At 72.1% G+C, this 17,402-nt stretch carries 14 protein-coding genes and 1 tRNA gene; 10 read left to right on the forward strand and 5 right to left on the reverse strand.

Annotated elements, in window-relative coordinates:
- Positions 1–281: 281 nt before the first annotated feature.
- Genes EXE47_RS04645 through EXE47_RS04655 form a run of 3 tightly spaced genes read left to right on the forward strand, consistent with a single transcriptional unit; the run spans position 282 to position 3,560 of the window.
- Entirely contained in the window at positions 282–1,130 is an 849-nt protein-coding gene (locus tag EXE47_RS04645) for a CBS domain-containing protein (RefSeq protein WP_049931381.1), read from the forward strand.
- Positions 1,130–2,932 carry a glycine--tRNA ligase gene (gene glyS / locus EXE47_RS04650; protein ID WP_049931382.1) on the forward strand — a complete coding sequence of 601 codons (1,803 nt, stop codon included), beginning with the start codon at positions 1,130–1,132 and terminating at the stop codon, positions 2,930–2,932. The genes EXE47_RS04645 and glyS overlap by 1 nt, the downstream gene beginning before the upstream one ends.
- A gap of 4 nt (positions 2,933–2,936) precedes the next feature.
- A complete protein-coding gene (locus EXE47_RS04655; RefSeq protein ID WP_049931383.1) occupies positions 2,937–3,560 on the forward strand; it encodes a hypothetical protein in 624 nt (207 codons plus the stop codon).
- A 58-nt stretch (positions 3,561–3,618) separates the two neighbouring features.
- Here the strand turns inward: EXE47_RS04655 and EXE47_RS04660 are convergent.
- A tRNA-Ser gene (locus EXE47_RS04660) sits at positions 3,619–3,703 on the reverse strand.
- 129 nt (positions 3,704–3,832) lie between these two features.
- Here EXE47_RS04660 and EXE47_RS04665 point away from each other — a divergent pair.
- Positions 3,833–4,795, forward strand: a complete 963-nt coding sequence (locus EXE47_RS04665) for a MoxR family ATPase (RefSeq protein WP_049931384.1) — start codon at positions 3,833–3,835, stop codon at positions 4,793–4,795.
- Positions 4,796–4,822: 27 nt separating this feature from the next.
- Here EXE47_RS04665 and pyrE read toward each other — a convergent pair whose 3' ends face one another.
- Both pyrE and EXE47_RS04675 read right to left on the reverse strand, forming a co-directional pair.
- On the reverse strand, positions 4,823–5,377 hold the full coding sequence (gene pyrE / locus EXE47_RS04670) for an orotate phosphoribosyltransferase (RefSeq protein ID WP_049931385.1): 555 nt from the start codon (positions 5,375–5,377) through the stop codon (positions 4,823–4,825).
- 71 nt (positions 5,378–5,448) lie between these two features.
- A complete protein-coding gene (locus tag EXE47_RS04675) occupies positions 5,449–8,877 on the reverse strand; it encodes a PAS domain-containing protein (protein ID WP_137708056.1) in 3,429 nt (1,142 codons plus the stop codon).
- Positions 8,878–9,166: 289 nt separating this feature from the next.
- On the opposite strand from EXE47_RS04675, the gene gatB reads away from it, so the two are divergent.
- The 4 genes from gatB to EXE47_RS04695 all read left to right on the forward strand — a co-directional run bounded on the left by gatB (position 9,167) and on the right by EXE47_RS04695 (position 11,771).
- On the forward strand, positions 9,167–10,654 hold the full coding sequence (gatB, locus tag EXE47_RS04680; protein ID WP_137692623.1) for an Asp-tRNA(Asn)/Glu-tRNA(Gln) amidotransferase subunit GatB: 1,488 nt from the start codon (positions 9,167–9,169) through the stop codon (positions 10,652–10,654).
- A 70-nt stretch (positions 10,655–10,724) separates the two neighbouring features.
- A complete protein-coding gene (locus EXE47_RS04685) occupies positions 10,725–11,039 on the forward strand; it encodes a hypothetical protein (RefSeq protein WP_137708057.1) in 315 nt (104 codons plus the stop codon).
- Positions 11,040–11,100: 61 nt separating this feature from the next.
- Positions 11,101–11,316 (forward strand): ubiquitin-like small modifier protein 2, encoded by a 216-nt coding sequence (locus tag EXE47_RS04690; protein ID WP_049931388.1) that lies wholly within the window; start codon positions 11,101–11,103, stop codon positions 11,314–11,316.
- On the forward strand, positions 11,313–11,771 hold the full coding sequence (locus EXE47_RS04695) for a GNAT family N-acetyltransferase (RefSeq protein WP_100050351.1): 459 nt from the start codon (positions 11,313–11,315) through the stop codon (positions 11,769–11,771). The genes EXE47_RS04690 and EXE47_RS04695 overlap by 4 nt, the downstream gene beginning before the upstream one ends.
- A 7-nt stretch (positions 11,772–11,778) precedes the next feature.
- Here EXE47_RS04695 and EXE47_RS04700 read toward each other — a convergent pair whose 3' ends face one another.
- Positions 11,779–13,137 carry an MEDS domain-containing protein gene (locus EXE47_RS04700; protein ID WP_158293588.1) on the reverse strand — a complete coding sequence of 453 codons (1,359 nt, stop codon included), beginning with the start codon at positions 13,135–13,137 and terminating at the stop codon, positions 11,779–11,781.
- Positions 13,138–13,376: 239 nt separating this feature from the next.
- Here EXE47_RS04700 and EXE47_RS04705 point away from each other — a divergent pair, with 239 nt between their 5' ends.
- Positions 13,377–14,162 carry a 23S rRNA (uridine(2552)-2'-O)-methyltransferase gene (locus EXE47_RS04705; protein ID WP_086216509.1) on the forward strand — a complete coding sequence of 262 codons (786 nt, stop codon included), beginning with the start codon at positions 13,377–13,379 and terminating at the stop codon, positions 14,160–14,162.
- Positions 14,163–14,276: 114 nt separating this feature from the next.
- The gene (locus EXE47_RS04710) at positions 14,277–16,796 is read left to right on the forward strand and encodes an extracellular solute-binding protein (protein ID WP_049931393.1); all 2,520 of its coding nucleotides are present in this window, start codon (positions 14,277–14,279) and stop codon (positions 16,794–16,796) included.
- Between the two features lie 40 nt (positions 16,797–16,836).
- Here EXE47_RS04710 and EXE47_RS04715 read toward each other — a convergent pair whose 3' ends face one another.
- Complete coding sequence (locus EXE47_RS04715) at positions 16,837–17,400, reverse strand: dihydrofolate reductase (protein WP_137708059.1); 564 nt, start codon at positions 17,398–17,400, stop codon at positions 16,837–16,839.
- Between the last annotated feature and the right edge of the window lie 2 nt (positions 17,401–17,402).

The raw sequence follows: 17,402 nt of genomic DNA on the forward strand, positions 1-17,402 counted from the left end.
CGCTCTGCCGACGGTTCTTTCCGCGGAGCGCCCGCCGAACGACGATCCGCCGAAACGTGTCGGTTTCTACATCGGCTCGCGGGATCCTGTAGGGCCCCGTCTGACCGGGTCCGATCGCCGCTGACCCGGCCCCGCGCGCTGGCGGTCCAGCTCCGCGTGTCGCTGACTAGACCCTGCGTGCCGCTGACCGCTCCCGCGTGTCGCCGCCCGGCCTCGCGTGCCGGTGGTCCGGCTCCGCACACCTTCGCAGTATACAAGAGGTGTCACGCTGAAAGACGGGCATGAACGTCGCAGACGCCATGACGCCCCGCTCGGAGCTCGTCGTCGTCGAGATACCCGGGAGCCGCAACGACGTGTTAGAGTACATCCAAGAGCACGGCTTCTCGTCCGTGCCCGTCGTGAAGGACGTCGACGGCGACGAGGTGTACCGCGGGCTCGTCACGCGCGACGACCTGATCGAACAGCCGGACGAGGACCAGCTCGCGCTGCTGATGCGCGAGGTCCCCACCGTCGGGGCCGCCGCCGACATCGTCGACGCCGCCCGGACGATGGCCGCCGAGGGCTCGCGCCGGCTCCCCGTGGTCGACGGCGACGAGCTCGTCGGTATCGTCACCGTCACCGACGTGGTGCGGGCGATCGCCCGCGGCGAGGTCGACGGCGAGACGCGCGTGGGCGAGCTCGCGACCCGGGCGGTCAACGCGACCCACACCGACACGCCGCTGCCGGTCGCCGAGCGCGAGATCGCGCTCTCGGGGGTACCGTACGCGGTCGTCCTCGACGACGACGCCGCGACCGCGGGGATGCTCACCGAGGTCGACATCCTGGAGGTCGCCCGCGTCGTCGAGGGCGAGGCGAGCACCGGCGACTCGATCGCCGACCAGGACTCCGACTGGTCGTGGGAGGGGATCAAGGCGACGGGCGCGCGCTACCTCCCGACCCGGAACGTCGAGATCCCCGCGGAGGCGGTCCGCCACTTCATGACCGAGGACCTCATCACCGTCAACGCCACGCGGACGGCCAAGGAGGTCGCTCAAGAGCTCATCAGCAACGACATCGAGCAGGTCCCGCTCGTCTCCGGCACCGATCTGGACGGGATCGTCCGAGACGTCGACCTGCTGGAGGGGTTATAATGGCCGCGGACGTGCTCGCCGAGCTCGCGAAGCGCCGGGGCTTCTTCTTCGGATCGAACGGCGCCTACGGCGGCACCGCCGGCTTCTACACGTTCGGCCCGCAGGGCGCGGCGCTCAAGCGGAACGTCGAGGACGCGTGGCGCGACCGGTTTACCATCCGCGAGGGGAACCGCGAAATCGAGGCGCCGACGGTGATGCCAGAGGCCGTGTTCGAGGCCTCCGGCCACCTGGAGGGGTTCGACGACATGCTCGTCGAGTGCCCCGAGTGCGGCGCGTCCCACCGCGCCGACCACCTCGTCGAGGACGTCACGGAGATCGAGGACGCCGAGGCGCTGCCCGGCGAAGAGGTCGCCGAGCTCATCGCCGACAACGACATCGCCTGTCCCGCCTGCGGCACCGAACTCGCCGGCCAGCCGGTCGAGGCGTTCAACCTCATGTTCGCGACCGACATCGGCCCCGGCGACGCCCAACCCGGCTACCTCCGGCCGGAGACGGCCCAGGGGATCTTCGTGGAGTTCCCGCGGCTGAAGGAGTACGCCCGCGGGAACCTCCCGTTCGGGATCACCCAGATCGGCCCGGCCTACCGCAACGAGATCTCGCCGCGCGGCGGGCTCCTCCGCCTCCGCGAGTTCACGCAGGCCGAGTTGGAGCAGTTCATCGACCCCGAGGCGGACGAGCCGCCGCTCGACCGCGTGCGCGACGTGGAGGTCTGCCTCTACCCCGCGACGGAGCAGGAGGCCGACGACGGCGACTACCTCGACACGACGGTCGGCGAGGCGGTCGACGAGGGCGTCATCGGCTCCCCGTGGGTCGGCTACTACCTCGGCGTCGCGCAGGAGTGGTACGAGCGCGTCGGCGTCGACCTCGACCGGTTCCGCTTCCGCCAGCACCTCGCCGGCGAGCGCGCCCACTACGCCGCCGACTGCTGGGACGCCGAGAGCGAGGTCGACGGCGACTGGATCGAGATCGCCGGCTTCGCGTACCGCGGCGACTACGACCTCTCGAAGCACGACGAGTACGGCGACGACTCGTTTACAGTGTTCAAACGGTACGACGAGCCGAAGACGGTCGAGCGCGCGACCGTCGACCCCGACATGTCCGTCCTTGGCCCGGAGTTCGGCGGCGACGCCGCCGCGGTCGCCGAGGCGCTCGAAGCCCTCGCGGAGCGCGACCCCGACGCGTTCGACGGCGAGACGGTCGAGGTGACGGTCGGCGAGGGCGACGACGCCGAGACGCACGCGGTCGATGTCGACGTCGCGGACTTCTCGGTCGAGGCGGTGACCGAGAGCGGCGAGCACATCACGCCCCACGTCGTCGAGCCGTCGTTCGGCGTCGGCCGGACCGTCCAGACGCTGCTCGCGCACGCCTACAGCGAGGACGAGGTCGACGGCGAGGAGCGCACCTACCTCTCGCTCGAACCCGAGGTCGCGCCGCAGGACGCCGCCGTCTTCCCGCTCGTCACCAACGACGACCGCCTGACCGGGCTCGCCGACGAGGTGGCGGCCGACCTGCGGGCCGCCGGGCTCGCGGTCGCGTACGACGACTCCGGCTCGATCGGCCGCCGCTACCGCCGGCAGGACGAGGTCGGCACCCCGTTCTGCGTCACCGTCGACCGCGACGGGATCGAGGGCGACGGGCCCGACACCGTCACGCTCCGCGAGCGCGACTCCGCGGCGCAGGTCCGGATCCCGGTCGCGCACCTCGCCGACGAGCTGACGGCGCTCCGGGAGGGCGAGCCGTTCGCGTCCGTCGCCGACCGGTACGACGCGGTCGACACCGACGTCGAGACGGCGGGGAACTGAGGGCGTGCGTCTCCCGGCCGCCGCGTGGCGCGAGCGCGTGGAGTTCGAGCGGCGGCTGGTCCACGCCAGCGGCACGCTGTACCCGGTCCCGTTCTTACTTGGCTGGATCTCCTGGGAGACCACCGGGCGACTGCTGATCCTCAGCGTCGCGATCGCCGGGGCTCTCGAAGCGCTGCGGCTCGCCGACTCCGTCGGCCCGCTCGCCCCGCTGTACGACGCGCTCGTCCGCGACTACGAGGCCGACGGGATCGCTGGGTACGCGCTGTATCAGGCCGGGATGGCGGCGACCGCGCTCGTCTTCGCGCCCGTCTTCGCCGTACCCGCGATGTGGATGCTCTCCGTCGGCGACCCGATAAGCGGCGGGCTCGGCGAGAACGCGGCGACGGAGCCGAAGCGCCTCCCGGTGGTGGCGGCGATGGTGTTCGTCTGCTTCGGGATCGCCGTCCCGTACGCGATCCCCGAGTTCGGCCCCGATCCGGGCGTGATCGTCGCGCTCGCGGGGGCGATCCCCGCGGCGATCGCCGACGGGCTCCCGCCGCTCATCCGCGGCGTGGCGGTCGACGACAACCTCACCATCCCGCCGGCGGCCGCCGGCGGCATGTTCCTCGCGGCCGCGCTGATCGGGTAGGCGCATCGCCCGGAGCGCAACGGCGGCGCTGTCGCTCGCCGGGCGAAACTGAGAGAAGCGCCGAGGCGGAGATTTGAACTCCGGTGTCCGAATGGACAGTAGATTTCGAATCTACCGCCTTGGCCAGGCTAGGCTACCTCGGCTCGACTCGACGTTGGCCGGTTCCGCTGTTATGCGTTTCGATCGCGGTCGCGGCGCGGTCTCGGACCGCCGGTCCGTCACCCCACCGTTCCGCCGACAACGCTTTTCGGCCCGGCTCCCGTGCGGTGGATATGGACGTCCCCGAAGCGGCCGACGCCTGCGCCCGCGTCGTGAGCGAGGTCGGCGGCGCGGTCGTCGCCGACCGCGAGTTCCTCGACCGCGTCACCCTCGGCATCCTCGCCCGCGGCCACGTCCTCCTGGAGGACGTGCCGGGCACCGGAAAGACCCTCTCGGCGCGCTCGTTCGCGACCGCGCTCGGTCTGGAGTTCTCGCGGATCCAGTTCACCCCGGACCTCCTGCCGGCCGACGTCACCGGCACAAACGTGTTCGACGAGCGCGACGGCTCCTTCAGCTTCTCGCCGGGGCCGATCTTCGCGAACGTCGTGCTCGCCGACGAGATCAACCGCGCCCCGCCGAAGACGCAGGCCGCTCTCCTGGAAGCGATGGAGGAGGGGCAGGTGACCGTCGACGGCGAGACGCACGCCCTGCCGAGCCCCTTCTACGTGATCGCGACGCAGAACCCGGTCGAGAGCGAGGGCGCGTTCCCGCTGCCGGAGGCCCAGCTCGACCGGTTCACGATCAAGACCTCTATCGGCTACCCCGACGAGGACGGCGAGTTGGAGCTGCTCCGCCGCCGCGCCGGTCGCGTCGAGCAGTCGCCGACGGTCGAGCGCGTCCTCGATCCCGACTCCGTGGCGGCGCTGCGGGAGGTGCCGGAGTCCGTCCGCGTCGAGGACGATCTGCTCCGCTACGCGGCGGCGCTCGCGCGGGCGACCCGGGAGGACCGCCGCGTCGAGGCCGGCGTCTCCCCGCGGGGGACACAGCGCCTCTTCGAGACCGCCCGCGCGGCGGCGGTGATCGCCGGCCGTGAGTTCGTCACGCCCGACGACGTGAAGCGGGTCGCGCAGCCGACGCTCGCCCACCGGCTCGTGTTGACGCCGGACGCGGCCGTCAACGACGTCGACGAGCGCGACGTGATCGCCGACGTGCTCGACCGCGTCGCGGTGCCGACGGTGGACGCGGCCGAGGCGTAGCTCCCGCGACGACCGCCACTATCGCCGCTACTCCGCGTTCTCGTCCCGCTCCGCCAGCAGCTCGGTCGCCGTGAGCAGCGACTCCAGCTCGATGTCGTGCTCGGCGAGCAGCGCTTCCGCGCCCTCCTCGCGGTCGACGACGACCAGCACGCGGTCCACCGTCGCGCCCGCCTCCCGCAGCGCCTCGACCGCGTCGACAGCGGACTGCCCCGTGGTGGCGATGTCCTCGATCACGACGACCTCCTCGCCGTCGCCGAGGCGCCCCTCGATCCGGTTGCCCGTGCCGTACTCCTTCGCCTGTTTGCGCGCGATGACGTACGGACGACCGAGCTCGGCGGCCGTCACCGCCACCAGCGGGACCGCGCCCAGCGCGACTCCCGCCAGCTTCGCGTCGGCGTCGGCAAGCCGGTCGGCGAACGCCTCGGCGACGAGCGTCAGCGCGTCCGGGTCGGTCTCGAAGAGGTACTTGTCGACGTAGTAGTCGCTCGTCCCGCCGTGGGACAGCTCGAACTCGCCGAACCGGACGGCGTCGGCGGCGGTGAGCGCCGCGATCAGCTCGCGTCGTCGGTCGTCGTCGGTCATACGCCGAGAAGGGCCGCGGCCGACAATAAACGGGTCGGAACGCGGAGGGGCTCGTCTCTCTCCCGCCCCGCTCACTCCGCCGCCGGCAGGACGAGCGTCACGGTCGTTCCCCCGCCGCCGAGGCCGTCGTCGAACCGGATCTCGCCGCCGTACGCCTCCACGACCCACGCGGCGATCCACAGCCCGACGCCGGTGTTGTGCTGTAGCTGGGTCACCTCGCGGACGCCGGTGATCACCTCCCGTACCGCGGTCGGCACCCCCGGCCCGTCGTCCGCGACGCTCACACGCACGACCCCGCCGTCCGGGTCGCGCTCGGCGCTCACCGCGACGCGCGGCGCGTCGCCGCCGTGTTCGACCGCGTTCTCGACGAGGTGATCGATCGCGACCGAGAGGCGGTCGTCGCCGCGCACCGCGATCCCCGCCGTCACGTCGGCGGTGATCCGCGTGTCCGGCCGATCGGCCGCGTGTCGCGCGGTGACCGCCTCGACGATCGGTCCCACGTCGACCGGCTCGGGGTCGGTCGCGTACCCCTCCTCGACGACCCCCCGGAGGGTCCCGGCCCCCTCGGCGACGTCGGTCAGCCGCTTGCCCGTGGTCTCGATCCGCCGGGCGTAGTCGCGGATCCGGTCGTCGTCGGTCCGATCGGCGATTTCGCCGGCGAAGCCGAACACGACGTTCAGCTCGTTCCGCAGGTTGTGCCTGAGGATCCGGTTGACGATCCGCACGTAGCGTTCGCGGCGCTTCCGGTCGGTGATGTCGGTGTAGATGCCGAAGGCGCGCCGGTCGCCCTCGGTCTCGTAGCTGAAGCCGCGGAAGAGGAACTCCCGCGGCCCCTCGACGGTCTGTCGTCTGATCTCCTCCGCGGCGAAGCCGTGTTCGCGGACCAGCGCGTCGAGGTCCGCCGCCTCGACGGCGCTCGCCTCGACGCTGTCTCCCAGCCGGTAGTCGTGGATGTCCAACGCCTCGATCGTCCGGCCGCGCAGCGCCGCCTCGTCCACGCCGAACTGCGCCTCGAACGCCGGGTTGGCGCCGTCGATCACCGTCTCGTCGTCTTCGAAGACGACCTCTATCACCGGGTCGGGAATCCGGTCGAACAGCCGCCGGAAGCGGTCGCGCTCGGCCGACAGCTCGGTCCGCGTCCGGAAGAGGTCGGTCGTGTCCGACAGCGATCCGACGACGCCGCCCCCGCGGTCGGACAGCGACGACAGCCGGAGTCGGCCGTGCCGCGGTCCGCGATCGCCGTCGCGCTCGACGCTCAGGTCGACCGTCCTCGTCGGCTCTCGACCGCCCGCGACCTCGGCCGGTGTGCCGGTGAGTGCGCCGACCGCGTCTACCACGCGCTCCGCGTCGTCCGGGGCGACGAGCGCGTCGAGCCGCCGACCGACGATGTCCCCGGTGCCGCCGGCGCCGACCCACTCGGCGAACGGCCCGGTGGCGTAGGTGACGGCGCCGTCGCCGTCGAGGACGCACACCATGTCGTCGACGTTCTTCAGCGCGTCCTCGTAGGTCCGGAGCCGCCGGCGCCGGTCGTTGGCGTCCATCGTGGCGACGGCGTTCGTCGCCAGCAGTTCGAGCACGCTGACGTCGCTCTCGCCGAAGGCGTCCGGCTCTCTGGACCCGACGATGAACACGCCGTGGTCCCCGAGCGGAACCGCGACGAACGACCGCATCCCGTGGTACTCGGTCCGGTCGCCGTTCGACGGGCCGCCGCCGATCGACGCGAGCCGCTCGTCGGTCGCGAGGTCGTCGCACACCCACGTCTCGCCGTCTCGGAACACCGCACCGGTGATCCCCTCGCTCGGCGGTCGCGGGTCCCGGCTGGCGGCGAACGCGTCGCCGATCCCCTCGCTCGTGGCGGCGAGGCGGAGCAGGTCCGCGTCCTCGTCGAAGAGCCGCACGCCGCTTATCTGGTAGCCGAGGATCTGGTCCGCGGCCTCGACCAGTCGCTCGGCGACCCCGTCCGCGTCGCTCTCCCGCTGGACGCGTTCGACGGTCCCGAGCAGCCGTTCGAGCGTCTGCTCGCGGCGCTTCCGCTCGGAGACGTCGGCGAAGAACACGGAGAGCCCGTTGGGCGAGGGGTAGGCGGTCACGTCGGTCCACAGGTCGAGCGGCTCGTACCGGTCCTCGAAGGAGACGACCTCCTGGGTCTCCATCGCCCGTCGGTAGTTCCGCTCGTACTTCCGCCCGAGCGCCGCCGGGAACTCCGCCCAGATGTCGGCGCCGATCAGCTCGTCGGCGTCGCGGTCGAGCAGCGTCGCGGCGGCCTCGTTCACGTAGGTGAACCGGAACTCGTCGTCGAGCGCGAAGAACCCGTCCTCGATCCGGTCGAGCGTCTCCTCGAACCGGTCGACGGCCGCCGCCCGCTCCTCGCGGACCACCTCGCGCTCGATCGCGCCGCCGAGCCACTCCGCGAGCAGTTCGACGAACAGCCGCTCCGACGCGTCGAACGGGCGGTCGCGGGGCCCGACGTCGAGGAAACAGAGCGTCCCGTACACCTCGCCGTCGACGACGACCCGACCGCCGACGTAGCTGCCGACGCCGGACCGCTCGTACGCCGGATCGCCGGCCAGCCCCGCCGCCTCCGGGTCGGTGATCGTGACCACGCCCGAGTCGCCCTCGGCCGCGCCGTCGCCTCCGGTCTCCGACCCGCCTTCGGTCGCTCCGTCGCCTCCGCTCTCCTCGCCGCTTCCGGGCGCCCCGTCGCTTTCCGGTCCCGCGCCGGCACCGCCGCGAACCGTTCGCCGGCAGTAGGTCAGCTCCAGCGGGAGCGTCCCGTCGCCGTCGAGCTCGTCCGCCGCGATCGACTCCACGAGCCCGGTCGAGTCCCGGTACCGCTGGATCTCGATCCGGTCGCCCTCGACCCGCGACGAGTAGCCGATCGACAGGTCGAGGTAGTCTCGCCCGAGGTCGAGCAGGGCGTCGACCTGCTCGTCGAGGTCGGCGCACCGGTCCGAGACGATCCGCACGAACGGTTCGAGGAACTCCCGCCCGCCCGCGGTCGTCGGTTCCGGTTCGGGTCCGTCGTGTGCCGGCCCTGTCCCCGCTCCGTCGCGGTCGTCGCGTCCGCCATCGATCGCCTCCACGCGGTCGGCGAGCGTCTCGCCGTCGGCCGCGAGCCGTCGCCCGGACACGTACTCGATCCCGAGCCGGCTCGCGTCGATGGCCGCGTCCGCGTTGTCGCCCGCCGAGTAGGCGAGCACGGCCGCGTCCGGGTAGCGGTCGCGGACCGATTCGAGGCGGTCGAGCGCGGCCGCGTCGCGCTCGACCGAGATCCCCCGGCTCGCGGCCCCGTCGCCGTTCAGTTCCGGCGCGTCGCGGTCACCTCGGGTCTCGTCGTCGAACAGCCTGACGACGACCCTCGCCGGATCGACGCTCCGGTCCGGGTCCCGGTCCGCGTCGCTCGCGACCTCGCTCGCTCGGCGGACGCGCGTCTCCGCGGGGAGCTCTCCCCACGCCGCGTCCACCGGCTCGCCGAGGTGGAGCGTCGGCTCAGCAGACATCCGTTACGGGACGGCACCGCGGCGGTCGCCCGCGGCCGGCGGGTCCCTCAGCGGCCATCCACCCTGTTGGCCGCTCGTCTCGCGCGACTGAGCGGCGGCCGCTGGCGCGTCGTCGCACTGGCCCGGCCGAGGCCCGCGAAGGTCGTCGGTTCACTCATCGCGCAAGGTACGAGCGGCCTCCTGATAATCGTTCCCACCGGGTTTTCGGATCTGAGAGCGTCGTCGGGCGTTCGCCCCGGCGGCCGTTGTCCCGACACGATTTAGGCGACCCGCTCACAACGGGCGGGTAATGAGTACGCAGGCCGCGACGACGGACCGGACGGTCGTGATCGGGTTGGAGGTCCACGTCCAGCTCGAGACCGACACGAAGATCTTCTGCGGCTGTTCGACGGAGCCCGAGGACGACGAGGCGCCGAACACGCGCACCTGTCCGACCTGCCTCGGGCTACCGGGCGCGCTCCCCGTCCTCAACGAGGCCGCCGTCGAGGCCGCGGTGAAGGTCGGGAAGGCGATCGACGCCGACATCCCCGAGACGACCACGTTCCACCGGAAGAACTACTACTACCCCGATCTCCCGAAGAACTTCCAGCTCACCCAGTACGACGCGCCGATCTGCGCCGACGGCGAGCTGGAGGTCCGCGTCGACGGCGACCCGCGGACGATCGGGATCACCCGCGCGCACCTCGAAGAGGACCCCGGCAGCCTCCAGCACGCCGGCGGCTCCATCGAGTCGGCGACCCACACGCTGGTGAACTACAACCGCGCCGGCACGCCGCTGATGGAGATCGTCACGGAGCCGGACTTCCGCTCGCCGGCCGAGACGCGCGCGTTCCTCGCGAAGCTGGAGGAGGTCTTGGAGTACCTCGGCGTGTTCGACCCCGGCCGCGACGGGAGCCTGCGCGTCGACGCTAACGTCTCGCTCGTCCCCGCCGAGCACGTTGCCGACGACGGGTCGATCACGGGCGACGCGCTCGACGACGTGAACCGCGCCGAGGTGAAGAACATCTCCAGCCACAAGGGCGCGGAGCAGGCGCTCGCCTACGAGGTCACCAGACAGGAGAACGTCCTGCGTCGCGGCCGCGAGATCGAACAGGAGACGCGTCATTGGGACGAGGACCGCGGCGTCACCGTCGGCATGCGGTCGAAGGAGGCCGAGAAGGACTACCGCTACTTCCGCGAGGGCGACCTGCCCGCGCTTGAGGTGGCCGACTGGAAGGAACAGATCGCGATCCCGGAGCTCCCCGACGCCCGCCGCGAGCGCTTCCGCGAGGAGTACGGGTTAGACCGCGAGGCCGCCTCCAAGCTCACCTCCACGAAGGCGGTCGCGGACTTCTTCGAGGACGTGGCGAGCGAGTTCGACCCCGACCTCGCCGCGACGTGGGTCGCCGACAACCTGCTCGGCGAGCTCAACTACCGCGAGATGGCGATCACGGACGTGGAGGGGCGGCTCGACGAGTTCACCCGCCTGATCGAGCTCGTCGCCGCCGACGAGCTGACCGTGAAGAACGCCGAGGAGGTCGTGCTCCGCGAGATGCTCGACGAGGGCGACGACCCCGAGACGGTCATCGACCGAGAGGACCTCGGCAAGGCCGAGAGCGGCGAGGTCGAGGCCGCCGTCGCGGCCGCCGTCGACGAGAACCCCGACGCCGTGAGCGACTACCACGACGGCGACGAGGGCGCGATCAACTTCCTCGTCGGCCAGGTGATGCAGGCGACCGGCGGCAGCGCCGACCCCGGTCAGGTGAACGGGCTGCTCCGCGAAGAGTTGGACGGCTGAGCCGGCCGGACCGCTCGAATCGCTCCCGCCGGATCAACTCCCCCGCCACGCCGCAGCATTTCCCTCCGCCATGGCAATCGTCGAAACCGTCGTCGTCGGCCACGTCACCGGCTTCTGTCTCCTCCTCGCGTGGGCGATCTGTCGCCGCGGCGCCGTGGACCTGATCGCCGGTTACGACGGCGACCTCCCGCCGGAGCGCGAGGCGGACCTCGCCCGCGACGCGGCCGCGGTCCTCATCGTCTCGGCGGCCGCGAGCGGCCTGATCGTCGTTAACGCGTGGACCGGCGCGGTCCCCCGCCCCGGCGCGCTGGCGACGGTCGCGATCGCCGCCGCAGTCGGGTGGTTCCTCTGGAAGTGGAGCGGCCGCGCCCCCGACGCCGGTTGAGCCGTTCGACGCGCCCCGCCGAAACCGTGCGATTGACGCCCGCCCGCCCGCTACCGCGCTCATGGACGTGACCGTCGAGGTCGTCGGCGAGGGGGTCGACGAGTACAGTCTCGCCGCCGACGCGACGTACGACGACCTGATCCGCGCCGCGGGCTACCACCCGCAGGAGGCGTCGGCGCTCGTCGACGGCTCGCCGGTCCCGGGCGACCGCGTCGTCGACGCCGAGGAGGTCCGAGTGCTCCGGCTGATCAAGGGCGGCGCGACGGGCGACGCGTGACCGAAGACCGAGACCTTCCGACCGCGCCGGAGGACGTGACCGTGAAGCCGGCGACCGCGGCCGACCGGCTCGACGTCCTCCGGATCCTCGACGCCGCGATGCTGGAGACCGACGCCGCCACCGTCGACGACCGCATCGCGGCCGGAGACGTCATCGTCGCGCGCTCGACGCGCACCGGCGGAGTCGTCGGCGCGCTGGTCGCCGTGCGGCCCGATCCCGACCGGCTCCACGTCGACGCCGTCGCGGTCAGGCAGGTGCGCCGAGGAGAGGGGATCGGCTCCCGGCTCGTCGCGGCCGCGGTCGATCGGGCCGAGTCGGACCCCGCGGTCGAGACCGTCACCGCCCGGTTCGACGCCGACCTAGCCGAGTTCTACGCGGCGTTGGGGTTCGCGGTCGACGGCGCGGGCGCGGACGAGGGGCGGCGAGTCGGCCGGACCCGGGTCGACGGTGGCTGATCGGCGTTCAGTCGGCGACCCGGTACAGGTCGAACCGGACCCGCGTTCGGTCGTCGTCGTTGGCGAACTCGACCGTCCCGTGAGCCGACTCGACGATCCATCGAACGAGCCAGAGCCCCAGCCCGCTCCCGTGGGCCAGCGGCGTCTCACCCCTCTCGCGGAAACACCGGAGCTCGTGGTCGGGTATCGACCCGGGGTTCCGAACCTCGACGCGAACCCGCTCGCTCGCCGGGGTCGACACCGCGACGGAGACCGTCGGCGCTGGATCGTCCTGATGGACGATTCCGTTCCGGATCGCCTCTTCGAGGGCGATGTCGAGGTTCACGTCCGCGAGGACGACCTGATCCGAGGAGTCGGGGGTCCGGATCCGTGCGTTCGGGTGCTCCGACCGCACCTCTTCGACCGCCCGCTCGATCACCGGCCCGAGAGGGGTTGGCTCGACCTCCGAACTCCCGATGGTCTGCTGGATGTACCGGGCCTTCTCGGCCGTTTCGATGACGGCGTCCGCGTGTCTCGCGGCGGCGGCGACGAGGTCGGCCTCCGCGGCGGTCAGCGACTCGCTTCCCGTCAAGTCTTCGAGTGCCCCACGAACGACGTTGAGGTCGTTCCGGATGTTGTGGCGTAACATTCTGCTGAGCACACTGAGCCGCTGCTCGCGCCGACGAAGCTCTCGGTTGCTTTCCGCGATCCCGCGAGCCTGCTTCAGCATGATCCGGGCGTCGGCCCCCCCTTCCTCGGAGCGGTACTCCTCGGGGGAGACGTGGAACGGGTTCTCACACAGCGTGCGGTCGTAAACGATCTGCTGGTGGGTTCGAAGCGCCTTCGCGGCCGCCGCCTCGTCGAACCGACGGAGGTCGTACTGGCACAGCGCAGTCACCGCGAAGTCGGGACACGCGGCGTCGAACGCGACCTCGAAGTCGACGACCTCGTCGAACGATGTCTCGCCGTCGAACGCCCACGTGTTCTCGCCGGCGACCCACAACCCCTCGTACCCCTCGGCGGCGCTCCGCTCCGCCTCCGACCGCAGCTCGGCGACGGTTCCGTCGTGTTCGAAGCCCTCGTCGAGATACACCTCCGACGCGTCGCGGATCGCGAGGTCCCCGGCGTCGAGCTTTGCCGCCACGTCCACGCCCTCCGCGCGCAGCGCGTTCTCGATCCGCGATCGGGGGTTCGCGTCGACGAGGTACACGCACCGATGCCCGGTCTCGAGCCCGTACGAGAGGAACGCGGCCACGGTGTCGAGCTGGGTCGCCGTCGACTCGTAAAACAGCGCGAGGTGGCGGTCGAGGTCGCAGTCGGCGAACTCGGCGCGCAGGTCCGCCCGCGGCCGGGCCGTGGAGCCGGTCGACTCGCCTGCGGTGGTCATCTGAACAGCCATCGTAAAGGCCGGATGCTGAAAAAACAATTGACGCCCGCAACCGATGTGTCTCCGCTCATCACGGCGAAATTCCGCGGGAGACGCCGCGGCGGATCTCGGTCGAGTCGCACTGTGCCGCCGTCGCCCGCATCCGACGTTCATTTCCCGGTCGCCCCCGTCGTTACGGGTATGAGCGCTACCTCCACCCCGATCTCGGTGGCCCCGCGTCCGCCTGCGGTGATGACGCCATGAGCGGGAAAGACGACTACTACAACCGATCCAAACAGCAGGGGTACCGCGCCCGGTCCGCCTACAAGCTGAAACAGCTCGACGAGGAGGCGGACCTGCTCGCCCCCGGCGACACCGTGGTCGACCTCGGGGCCGCGCCCGGCGGGTGGCTCCAGGTCGCCGCCGAGGAGGTCGGGGAGGGCGGCACCGTCGTCGGCGTCGACCTCCAGCGCATCGAGGACCTCGACGAGGGCGACGTCGAGACGATCCGCGGTGACATGACCGAGGAGCGCACCCGGCACTACCTGCGCGAGGCGGTCGGCGAGCGCGGCGCGGACGTCGTCGCGAGCGACATGGCGCCGAACATGACCGGCGAGTACTCCCTCGACCACGCCCGCTCGGTCCACCTCGCGCGGCAGGCGCTCGACACCGCCGACGAGCTGCTCGCGACCGGCGGCGACTTCGTCGTGAAGGTGTTCCAGGGTGAGGACCTCGACGCCTTCCGCGACGACGTGAGCGAGTCGTTCCAGTACGTCCGGACCGTCTCGCCGCCCGCCTCGCGGGACGCCTCCTCGGAGGTGTACCTCGTCGCGAAGGGGTACACCACCTCGCCGGTCGCCGAGGGCGACCGGATCGAGGTGACCGTCGAGGAGGAGGGCGACGAGGGCGACGGCATCGCCTACGTCGACGGCTACACCCTGTTCGTCGACGCCGACGTCGGCGAGACGCTCGCGGTCGAGGTCACCGATGTCAAGCCGCGGTTCGGCTTCGCGGAGCCCGTCGACGACGCGGAGCCGTCGGCCTGAGCAGGCATCGCCGGTCGCGCTCGCTCCCGCCCGCCTCTCCCGTCCGCGCGGTCGCTATCAGTCGGAATAATCTGACTCTCGATCTTATGTACCCCGGCCGGAGAGTGACGACAAATGAACAGTGACGACGCACGCACAGGCTCCGATCGCGGCACGTCCGATCGCGGTGCCGCCGACGGAGACCGCTCGACGACAGACCCCGACGCGACCACCGACGGCGGCGTCTCGTCGGAGGCGGCGCACCCGTCGGGAACGTCCGACGGCGACGTGCCGGCCGAGGCGTTCCGGGAGGTCGCGGAGCGGCTCGCCGACGGCGACCTCGGGGCCCGGTTCCCGGCCGCGGAGACCGACGGCGAGGCGGCGGCGCTCGCGGCGACGCTCAACGAGTTCGTCGAGGGGGTCGCGGAGACGGTGTCCGACGCCGACGGCTTCGGCGACGAGGTCGCTGGCGCGACCGAGCACGTCCGGTCGAACGTCGACCGGGCGAAAGACCAGAGCGAAGAGGTGTACGCCGCGGTCGACGAGATCGAGTCGGCCGCGACCCGCCAGCGCGACGACATCGCGGCCGCGACGAGCGAGCTCCAGACCGTCTCGGCCGCCACCGAGGAGGTCGCCGCCTCCGCGGACCAGGTGGCCGAGACCGCGGCCGACGTCGCCGAGCGGGCCGACGAGGGGACCGACGCCGCGACGGCCGCGATCGAGGACCTCCGCGTCGTCGACGAGCGGACCGAGGAGGCCCTCGAACGGGTCGAAACGCTGGAGTCGGAGGTCGCGGCGATCGAGGACGTCACCGACCTGATCCAGGACATCGCCGACGAGACGAACATCCTCGCGCTCAACGCCTCGATCGAGGCCGCCCGCGCCGGCGAGGCCGGGGCCGGCTTCGAGGTGGTCGCCGAGGAGGTCAAGGGCCTCGCGGAGGAGGCGCGAGAGGCGACCGGCGAGATCGAGTCGTCGATACGGTCGGTTCGCGCGGAGACGGACGCGACCGTCGACGAGATGGCCGAGATGCGCGAGCGCGCCGACGAGGGGATCCGCACGGCCGAGGCGGCGCTGGAGGCGTTCACCGACCTCGCCGACGACGTCTCGGAGACGACGAGCGGCGTCGCGGAGATCCGCGACGCGACCGACGACCAGGCGACCTCGATCGAGGCGGTGGTCGACGCCGTCGAGTCGGTCGGCGACCTCGCCGAGGAGACGGCCGCGGACGCGGGCGACGCCACCGCGGTCGCGCACGCGCAGAAGACGTCGCTGGCGGAGGTGGCCGCCGGCGCGTCGACGCTCGCCGACCGGACCGGGACCTTAGACGACGCGCTCGACGCGTACGACGCCGACGGGACCGCCGACGACGACGCGGTCGTCCTCGACTTCTGGCACGCGTTCGGCGGCCGCAAGGCGCGGCTCCTCGACGAGTTCGCCGCCGAGTTCGCCGCTCAGACCGACGGGGTCGCGGTCCGCCCCGCCTCGAAGGGAAGCTACCGCGGCGCGTTCCAGGCGACGCTCGCGGCGGCGGACCGGGGCGAGCCGCCGGCGATCGCCCACCTCTACGAGATCGGCACCCAGCGCGCGCTCGACAGCGGGGCGTTCACGCCCGTCGAGCGCCTCCTCGACGCCGAATCCGGGCGCGTCGCCCGAGGCGGGCCCGCCGCCGCGAGCGGTTCCGGCGTCGCCCTCGACGCCGACGACCTGCTCGACCCCGTTGCGAACTACTACCGGACGGACGGGGTGCTCCACTCGATGCCGTTCAACGCGTCGACGCCCGTGCTGTACTACGACCGGGCGGCGTTCGAGCGGGCCGGACTGGATCCCGACGACCCGCCCGAGACGTTCGACGAGGTCCGGCGCTGCGCCGAGCGGCTCGTCGAGCGCGGCGCGACCGAGACGGGGATCACGTTCGCGACGTACTCGTGGTTTATCGAGCAGTGGTTCGCCGAGGCCGGCGAACCCCTCGTCGACGCCGACAACGGTCGGGGCGGCACGCCGGCGGAGAGCCGGTTCGACGGACCCGTCGGCGAGCGGATCTACCGTTGGATCGCCGAGATGGCCGCCGACGGCCTGTACCACGACCCCGGCATCGAGGCCCGCGGGCAGGCCCGCGAGGCGTTCCAGGAGGGGCGCGCCGGGATGCTCATCGGCTCCACCTCCGCGATGGTCGACGTGCGGGAGGGCGCCTCCTTCCCGGTCGGCGTCGGCTACTTCCCGGTCGCCGACGAGCGGCACGGCGTCGTCGTCGGCGGGGGATCGCTGTGGGTCGCGGACGGCGCGTCGCCGGCGGAGCAGCGCGCCGCCGCGGCGTTCCTCGCCTGGCTCGCGGCCCCGGAACGGCAGGCGCGCTGGCACCGCGAGACCGGCTACTTCCCGGTCCACGAGGGCGCGATCGACCGGCTCGACCGCCAGGGGTGGTTCGACGAGAACCCCGGCTACCGCACCGCGATAGACCAGCTGCTCGACGCCGAGGACGCGGCGGCCACGACGGGCGCGCGGATCGGTCCGTTCGACACGGTCCGGACGCTCGCCGCCGAGGCGTCGGTCGACGCCCGCGAGCACGGGGTCGAGTCCGCGGTCGAGCGCCTCGCCGACAGCACCGCCGTCCAGCTCGAACGCTACGCGGCCGAGCGCGACGGCGGGGCGTAGTCGCTGTCGCGGGCGATCGAAAAGGCCGAGAGAAACCCGCTCAGCGCGCCCGACGGACCCACTCGCGCAGCGTGAACCGGTCGTACGCCGTCTCTTCGGCCACGTCCCACTCCGCCTCGTCCCACGCCGGGTAGTACGTGTCCCCGTCGAACGCGCCCTCGACGTGGCTGAGGGCCATCCCGTCGAGGTGCGGCTGGAACAGCTCGTAGATGCCGCCGCCGCCGAGGACATAGACCGTCTCGTCCCCCTCGTCTGACGCCTCGACCGGCCCCGACGCCGGACTGGTCTCGGCGGGCACGCGCTCCCGCTCGGCGGGGGCGTCCCCGACGACGTCGCGGGCCGCCGTGAGCGCCTCCTCGACGCCGCTCGCGACGAGCGCCGTCGGCGCGTCGACCGCGTCGACGCTCCGGCTCACGACGATCTGGCGGCGTCCGGGCAGGTCGCCGCGCATCGAGTCGAACGTGCGTCGGCCGAGAATCACCGGTGACTCCGCGACGCGCTCGCGGTACTGCCGCACGTCCGCCTCGATGTGCGGCCACGGCACTTCGCCGTCTCTCCCGATCACCCGGTTCTCCGCGAGCGCCGCGACGCTGACGAGTCTCACGG

It is taken from the genome of Halorubrum sp. GN12_10-3_MGM (assembly GCF_005435235.1).
Lineage (GTDB): Archaea > Halobacteriota > Halobacteria > Halobacteriales > Haloferacaceae > Halorubrum > Halorubrum ezzemoulense.

What these genes read in the sequence shown, in the direction of transcription:
- EXE47_RS04645 (WP_049931381.1), top strand. Translation starts at nt 282, where the DNA reads ATGAACGTCGCAGACGCCATGACGCCCCGCTCGGAGCTCGTCGTCGTC.
- glyS (WP_049931382.1), top strand. Translation starts at nt 1,130, where the DNA reads ATGGCCGCGGACGTGCTCGCCGAGCTCGCGAAGCGCCGGGGCTTCTTC.
- EXE47_RS04665 (WP_049931384.1), top strand. Translation starts at nt 3,833, where the DNA reads ATGGACGTCCCCGAAGCGGCCGACGCCTGCGCCCGCGTCGTGAGCGAG.
- pyrE (WP_049931385.1), bottom strand. Translation starts at nt 5,377, where the DNA reads ATGACCGACGACGACCGACGACGCGAGCTGATCGCGGCGCTCACCGCC.
- EXE47_RS04675 (WP_137708056.1), bottom strand. Translation starts at nt 8,877, where the DNA reads ATGTCTGCTGAGCCGACGCTCCACCTCGGCGAGCCGGTGGACGCGGCG.
- gatB (WP_137692623.1), top strand. Translation starts at nt 9,167, where the DNA reads ATGAGTACGCAGGCCGCGACGACGGACCGGACGGTCGTGATCGGGTTG.
- EXE47_RS04685 (WP_137708057.1), top strand. Translation starts at nt 10,725, where the DNA reads ATGGCAATCGTCGAAACCGTCGTCGTCGGCCACGTCACCGGCTTCTGT.
- EXE47_RS04690 (WP_049931388.1), top strand. Translation starts at nt 11,101, where the DNA reads ATGGACGTGACCGTCGAGGTCGTCGGCGAGGGGGTCGACGAGTACAGT.
- EXE47_RS04700 (WP_158293588.1), bottom strand. Translation starts at nt 13,137, where the DNA reads ATGACCACCGCAGGCGAGTCGACCGGCTCCACGGCCCGGCCGCGGGCG.
- EXE47_RS04705 (WP_086216509.1), top strand. Translation starts at nt 13,377, where the DNA reads ATGAGCGGGAAAGACGACTACTACAACCGATCCAAACAGCAGGGGTAC.
- EXE47_RS04710 (WP_049931393.1), top strand. Translation starts at nt 14,277, where the DNA reads ATGAACAGTGACGACGCACGCACAGGCTCCGATCGCGGCACGTCCGAT.